The following is a 7,358-nucleotide window of genomic DNA, read 5'->3' on the forward strand; positions in this document are numbered from 1 at the left end:
AATCCTCCGCAAATCGGTCAGAGGATTGAATCACGCGCGCCCATGCGACAGCAATGGCGGAGTTTTTCAACGGTATCCGCCAAGAGCGGTCATCTCATCTGTGATCGAATACTATTTAGCTAGCTTAATGATCGTTTGTTACAACGCACTACTTCGACATAAAGGTTCGAATCCCGCATGGCGCCGTCCCCCTGGCGCGACGCGCCGGGCGATGATGAGAACTTTGTCTGCTCCATAGCCCTCTAAGGCCCGCCTTTTGTCGGAAAAGACGCTTGCAGGTCTCCGGTCACCGCATTGGTCAGTTTTCCTTCGTTCATATTTCCTTTCAAACGCAAACCATCGAAAATGCGGGCCACCACCGCGACACGATAACCCCTCTTGCCCCCGCCCAAACTCGACGTTTGCGGCTGCCTTTGTCGATAACATTAAGATTGCACAATAACACTATCAATGTTAGCGTGCGGGGCAATGTTAAAAAAAGACATCAGCATCAACGATACGCACTTTCCGGAAGCCTTGGAGCGCTATCTGGGAGAACTGCTTCATGAGCGCATCGATGTTCGCCCGTACGAAAGTACGCGCAGCTTGCCGTCTTTTATCGAACGAACCTACACCCTCTATGAAGCCCGCATTCTAGGTCGGCATTGCATCATCGTCGTCAGGCTCGGAGACACGGGCACTCCCGCCGACATCGCCAAGCACATCGATATCGTCCGTAATACCACCAATGCGACGGTGGTTTTCGCCACCATGACTATCAGTGCGCACAACCGGTCGCGGCTCATCGGTCAAGGTGTCCCCTTCATCGTTCCCGGCAACCAGCTCTACATACCCGATCTGGCAATCGATCTGCGCGAGCATTTCCGTGCCCCACGCCAGCGGCAGCCGGACGACCTTCCCCCTGCCGCCCAAACCGTCCTTTTTCATCACATCCTGCACCCCAACAGGAACCTGACAACGCCATCCCTTCTGGCTAAACGTCTGCATTACTCGGCTATGTCGATCGGCCGAGCGTTCGATGATCTGGTCGCCGCCGGCCTCGCTGAAACCGTCAGGCACGGGAAAGAGAGACGCATTCACTTCAGGGCAGAAGGGCGACACCTCCTGGAGGAAGCCACGCCACTTCTGCGCAGTCCGGTTCGATCCCTGAAATTCGTGCGCGGAGACGCCTCCAGCGCGCACCTTAAGTTGGCCGGGGAAACGGCACTATCCTACCTAACGGAATTGGCTCCCCCTCGTATCGACACTTTCGCCGTCGCCGCCAGCGACTGGAAAGCGATTTCGCAAACTGCGAACCTGGCCGAAACCTACCGCGACGAAGCTAACTGCATCATCGAGATATGGTCCTACGATCCGGCCGCCTTGTCCGACACCCATACGGTGGACCCCCTGTCCTTGTACGCACAATTCCGGGGGCATCGCGACGAGCGTGTCGCTATGGCTGCGGATCGACTTTTGGAGAACCTGACTTGGTAACCGGCATCGATAAATTTCAGAAATACTTCGTAGGTCATGAGGACCAGTACGCCATCATCGGTGGCGCCGCCTGTGACCTCCTGTTCGCTGAAGCTGGCCTCGATTTCAGGGCCACCAAGGATATCGACATGGTGCTCTGCGTTGAGGTGGTCGATTCCGCCTTCGGCACAGCTTTCAAAGAATTTCTGGATGCTGGCGGCTACCAGGCACGCGAACGTAGCACCGGCGAAAAGGAATTCTACCGCTTTCACAAGCCGTCGAACCAGGACTTCCCCTTCATGATCGAGCTGTTTTCCCGCAAGCCCGGCACGCTCGACCTTCCGGAAAATTCAGAACTCACCCCCATTCCGGTCGAGGAAGACATCGTCAGCCTCTCGGCTATCCTGCTCGACGACGGATATTATGACGCGTTGCAGTCCGCGAAGCGAAAGATCGAGGGCGTGACCGTCATCGACGAAACACTCCTCATTCCCTTCAAAGCGCGGGCATTTCTCGACCTGTCCGCAAGAGCCGAAGCCGGGGAGAGGATCGACAGCAAAAACATCAAGAAACACCGCAATGATGTGCTGCGCCTGATCCAGCTTCTGCCCACCGATTCATCGATCACTTTGCCCGATCAAATTCGCGACGACATGCGCCGCTTCCTTGGTCTGGTTGAGGCCGACGCAACTCTCGACCCGAAAGCTCTCAACGTACCGTTTACCCGTGACGAGGCGATCGCCTTTCTCAGGTCAGCCTATAAGCTGGCAGATGCATGAGCCGACCCTTCATCTGCAGCTTTACTCCGCCATCGCTGGACCCAGCGGCTGGCGCAACCATAGCGTTGGATGTCTCCGAGATCGAAGACGCCGGCATTTGCGAGGTGTTTCAAACGCCGGGTGCCGCTTACAGAGCGTGGTCGATCCTGGATACGCTGCTGTCGCCAACCGGAGTAGGCACACCTTTCATCTTCAAACAACCGCTTGGGCAAGCTTGTGAGGTAAAGGTCGCGTTGTCGGATCTGTTCGGCAGCTTCGTCACTCGCATCTATCTGCGCACCTTCCGGAACCGGATCGCACATCACGAACCGATCTTCGCCCCCCACCTCGGCGCAAACTATGCGTCGCTTCTGCAGGTCGCCGGCTGGATCAGCGCGGAGACGCGGGCTTGGATCGAGCGCCACAACCGTGTGCCGGCGGTGCGAGCGCAGTCGCCCGACGATGCTGCCCTCTGGTTCTGACGGTCGCCGATGTCGCTGCTCGCCGCTACCCAAATCCCCAAGCCCGCCGATGAACAAGCGTTCGAGCGCGCGTCTGTCGTCTTATGGCGCGGCCTGCTCAATGATCCCTCGATCCAGCGGAATGGCCGGCGAGGCCAGCGCCAGAATGGCGTCGACCTTTCCGGCATTCGCGACGGCGATGCGGACTGGCATGTCGGCATCCAGTGCAAATTGAAGAGCGAAGGGCACGCCCTCTCGGAAGACGAGGTTCGAGGCGAGGTCACGAAGGCGCTGACCTTCAAGCCGCCGCTCAAGGAATATTACATCATCACCACTGCGCCGGACGATGTGGCGATGCAGGAGCTCGCGCGAGAGATCACCAAGGAGCTCGCGGCGGCTGGCAACGTGATGCGCGTCTTCGTATGGGGTTGGAACACGCTTGAGGAGCGGATCAGCGAGGATGCGGCGGCGCGCAAGGCTTTCGATCCGACCTACACGCTCTTCAGTGAGGAGATTCTCGCCGAGACCAAATCGATTACGGCCGGTCAGAGCGCGGTGCACGAGTATCTCACCGCCGGGTTCGCCCGTATGGAGTCGATGCTCGCTGAGATGCCCGGCAGGCTAGCCAGTCCGCCCGGCGACAGCACCGTCGAGGTAAACGCCGTCGAAGCGTATCTCGATGCTGAAATCGACGAGTATCGCGAGCTCAACAACAGCGGCAAAACGCTGACCGCCATGCCTCTGCTGCAAAAGCTTCTGGCGCGCGTCGGCACGTCGGCCTCCGGTCGCATCCTGTTTCGTATTAAGGCGAATATCGGCCATTGCCTTCTGGCGCTCGGCAAGGACGATGAAGCCGCCGCCATGCTGTTCGCATCGTGCGACCATGCGCCCGGCGAACCGAAGGCCATCGCCAACAAGGCCTTCGGCCTCCTGCTCCAGGGCAAATGGGAAGAGCTACTCGCGTTCGGAAAGGCGCAGCTCGAAGCAGATCCTACGAACGAATGGCTTGCCGGCTATCTCGTCCAGGCCGCCCGGTTCGACATGTCGGTGTCCGATCCGCTCGAACTGGTTCCTGAACAATTGCATCGAACCGCTGCCGTGCAAGTCGGCTGGGTCGATTTCGCTAGGCGCCGCGGAAAGCCAGGAGAATGGTGGGGGCCGGCACGGGCAGCCTTTGCCATGCATCCCACCGAGACCCATGCTATTCAATTGGCAGCCGAGGCAGATCTCGACGAAATCCTGACCAGCCAGCGCTTCCAACGTATGCGCGTTCTTTCTTTGCCAGAACGGCGAAAACTGGAGGCCGCGACTGCAACTTTGACGTCCCAATGGGATCGCGAGCGCGGAACGGACGGCCCCTTACGGCCGGAAGACGCGGCGCTATGCGGCAACGTCGTTGTGGGCTTGGCGGCGCTCGACGAGTTCTCCAAAGCTCTCGCCGTAGCGCGGCAAGGTCTCGCCCTTGCACCGGACGATCATGATATTCTGGTTCGAGCGACCATGGTCGCCATCGAGGCCGGCGACGATACATTTGCACGTGAACTCCTTCCGAAGCTTCCGGCAACCGCCGACAGCGTCGTGCTGAAATTCCGCTATTACGCGGCGCAGGCCGACTGGCCGGAAGTCGTCGCGCTGTTTGAGAACAATGCGTCACTGATCCCCCCGACCGAGGAGCCTATTATCGCAACCACCGCGAAGCTCGCGGCGATCAGGATCGGCATCGATGACCCCAAAGAGCGTCGGCGGCAGATCGCGATCGTTGCCGAAGACGCGGCGCGCGATCCTCGCGCTAGCGTCGTCGTCGCCGACTTCGCGCGCCGGGAAGATTTGGTGGACATCGCCGACGCCGCATTTAAGGTCGCCCTGAAGCACATCGATGAAGATAGCCATGCTGCCGACCGGCTGATGGTGGCATATCACGCCAACCGACGTGGCGATGCTGCGGTCGTCGTCGATCTGCTGGACGGCAGAGTCTCGGAAGACCACGACAGCAATGAGCTGCGTATGCTCACTCAGGCCTTCGTCAACGACAGCCCGATTCGTCAGCGTGCCCTGGCCTTCTTTGCTCGTCTGCCGCAAGCGGTGCGAGAGCTTCCCTATTATCTACATGCCCAAGGTCTGTTGCACTTCAATAGCGGAGCGTTGGGCGAAGCCGAAGCCGCCTTGCGGGAGGCCGCCGCGGCTGAGCCCAATCTCGACAACTACATCGCCCTGTTTTCTGTCCTTCATCGCCTCGATCGCGGCGACGAGGTGAAGGCAATTGTGGACGACATCGACCTCGAGACAGTCAAGGGGTCGCCGGTACAAAAGATGTTTCTGGCCCAAGTGCTGCGAAAGGTCGGTCAGGGGCCGAAGGCGCTGGCGTACGCCTATACCGCGCTCCAATCGGCTCGAAACGATCAGAAGGCTGTTCTCCGGTACTTCGGCCTTATCATACTGAACCCTGACGACGGCCTTATCCCGGCTGCGGAAACCGTCGCCGTCGATACATGGGTTCGGCTTGAGACCGACGGGCACGAGCGCCATGCCTTTCTCATCGAGGAAGGACCGGATCGTCCGGCGGATAATGTCGTGAGTCCGACCCATCCGATGGCGGCGGCGGCCATCGGTTTGCATGTCGGCGGTAAATTCGAGATGCCTGCCGCCTTCGGCGAAACTCGGCGGTGGCGTGTTGCCGAGATCAAGCACAAATATCTTCATGCCCTCCACGAAGTCATGGAGAGCTTCGAGAACCGCTTCCCGGACGCCAAGGGCTTCTACACGATCCCCATGCAGGACGGCGATATTCAGCCGGTGTTGGAGCAGGTCCGGCGTGTCGCGGAAAGCAATCGCAGTCGCGCCGACCTCTATCTGAAGCACAACTGTCCCATCAGCTTCGTCACGGCCGAGGGCGGTCAGGATACGATCCGCTTCGTCGAGTACATTCGCTTCCTCGATTTCGACATTCGCACCTGCCTAGGCACGGAATCTGAGCGTCTGGCCGCGCGTGGGCTTCTAGAGGCTCATCGGCAGGCCGGTGCTGTGCTCGACGCCTACACCGCCTGGACGGTATCCACCATGGATGCATTCGATGTGCTTCAATCCGTCTTCGGTACGCTGATCGTTCCGCAAACCGTCATTGACGAAATCAAGCACTTACGGGACGAGCAGGAAACGACCGCCCGGCGGTCGATGACGATAACTTGGCACGACGGCCAGTACATTCGCCAAGAGCACACGGCGCAGGACATTACCGCGCGGCGAGACTACATCGTTGAGCAACTCACGCGGATCGAGGTCGCTTGTGAAATTCGGCCCGTTATCGCTCCGGACGATCCAACCGACGTAGCCGTCCTGATCAACCAGTCGTTCGGCAGTCATGTTCTCGATGCCGCCAACCTAGCGAGCGTGGAACATCTCCTTGTCTCCGAGGACATGTACTATCGCCAGTTCGCCGAAGCCGCCTGCGCTGCAAAGAGCGTATGGTTGCAGGCGATTTTCTCATTTGCGCATGAGAACGAGCTGATCGATCAGCGCCGCTATGTCGATCTCGTGGTCAAGCTCGCTTGGCGCCGCCACGGACACCTAGCTCTTACCGCTGACATCATGCTCGCGATTATCCGTGAGGGCGGCGAACACACCTCGGAAAACCTCAAGGCTGTCGCAAACTTCATCGGAACGCGAGACGCCGATCTCCGATCGCATATCGAGGTGTCGAACGAGTTTCTCAACCGGCTCTGGCAGGAGCTCGGACAATTTGATCTGCGTTGCATGCAGGCGATAAGCACGCTTCTGGATCGGCTTATTCGCTTTCGCTCGAAAGATTGGGCACTAGTTTTGGCATTCCTCAAGCGCGGCTCCACTGCCGCCGTGCGTCAATACATCGACGAATGGATCGCTGGTCATTTTCTTCCTACAGCAAAAGTCGCAGCGGCCACACGCGAGATTGAAGATGTCGCCCGGCAGCTGCGGGCCAACAGGGCCGGAGGAGGTGGTGGACAATCGTTTCCGGCACCGGGCAAACGAAGGAATGGGCCGGAAAAACGAAGGTAAGTCGCGGCTTCACCCTTCGGGCCGGGCTGTTGGCAGAACTGGAGGGCTCCAAAGGATCTTCACTCCCTTGCGGGCATCTTGACGCATCTGGGGAGGTTGAGTCGGCTCGTGGACCGGCTGCTACATTTCCGCAATTGACGCAGCTAAGTGCTCCAGCAGGGCTGTACGGAACGTCGGATTCAGCGAATCCTGAAACAGCCGCGAACGGCCCATACCGGGGGCGCATAGCGGCCACTCAAGCCCATATGCGATGCCTGCAAGGAGTAAAAAATCGGCTGATCGACCGGAAGCGATGCGAACTTTTTCGCTGCCAAACACCGCCGTTTGTACGCTTTTTCGCCCGTCGATTATTCACGCTCGTTATGTGGGCGCAGTTTCGGCGGTTATCGACGGCAATAGAGGGAAATCGTCGGTATTTGGCGCGCCGTACCAGGTGATGATGATAGCTACGTCTACGCTATAGCCCTCTAAATGAGGATTGGAAGATTGGAGGGTGGGACCAGCTTACCGGAAGAAGTCAGAAGAAACCCATGGGCAAGTTCCCCGTTGCCACGCCGGCGAACGGCCGATTTGGGGCCGATATCGTTGAAAAACTCAGCCCAATAACTATTCATTGAGCTGTTTCAGCGGCTCTCCGGTGATGAGGATCGGT

4 protein-coding genes are annotated in these 7,358 nt (G+C 58.8%); all 4 read left to right on the top strand.

The annotated features are described in order from the left end of the window. The first annotated feature begins 468 nt into the window (after positions 1-468). The 4 genes from F2P47_RS17370 to F2P47_RS17385 are packed head-to-tail and all read left to right on the top strand — an operon-like array spanning position 469 to position 6,706. The gene (locus tag F2P47_RS17370; RefSeq protein ID WP_152217658.1) at positions 469-1,476 is read left to right on the top strand and encodes a helix-turn-helix domain-containing protein; all 1,008 of its coding nucleotides are present in this window, start codon (positions 469-471) and stop codon (positions 1,474-1,476) included. After that, complete coding sequence (locus F2P47_RS17375) at positions 1,470-2,234, top strand: hypothetical protein (protein ID WP_152217659.1); 765 nt, start codon at positions 1,470-1,472, stop codon at positions 2,232-2,234. The genes F2P47_RS17370 and F2P47_RS17375 overlap by 7 nt, the downstream gene beginning before the upstream one ends. Continuing rightward, positions 2,231-2,695, top strand: coding sequence for a hypothetical protein (locus F2P47_RS17790; protein WP_185681192.1), 465 nt, complete (start codon positions 2,231-2,233; stop codon positions 2,693-2,695). The genes F2P47_RS17375 and F2P47_RS17790 overlap by 4 nt, the downstream gene beginning before the upstream one ends. A gap of 9 nt (positions 2,696-2,704) precedes the next feature. Beyond that, on the top strand, positions 2,705-6,706 hold the full coding sequence (locus F2P47_RS17385) for a PIN domain-containing protein (RefSeq protein WP_152217660.1): 4,002 nt from the start codon (positions 2,705-2,707) through the stop codon (positions 6,704-6,706). Positions 6,707-7,358 lie beyond the last annotated feature (652 nt).

It is taken from the genome of Parvibaculum sedimenti, from assembly GCF_009184905.1.
Taxonomy (GTDB): Bacteria; Pseudomonadota; Alphaproteobacteria; order Parvibaculales; family Parvibaculaceae; genus Parvibaculum; species Parvibaculum sedimenti.

Coding starts and splice junctions, on each gene's coding strand:
- F2P47_RS17370 (WP_152217658.1), top strand. CDS start 469: ATGTTAAAAAAAGACATCAGCATCAACGATACGCACTTTCCGGAAGCC.
- F2P47_RS17790 (WP_185681192.1), top strand. CDS start 2,231: ATGAGCCGACCCTTCATCTGCAGCTTTACTCCGCCATCGCTGGACCCA.
- F2P47_RS17385 (WP_152217660.1), top strand. CDS start 2,705: ATGTCGCTGCTCGCCGCTACCCAAATCCCCAAGCCCGCCGATGAACAA.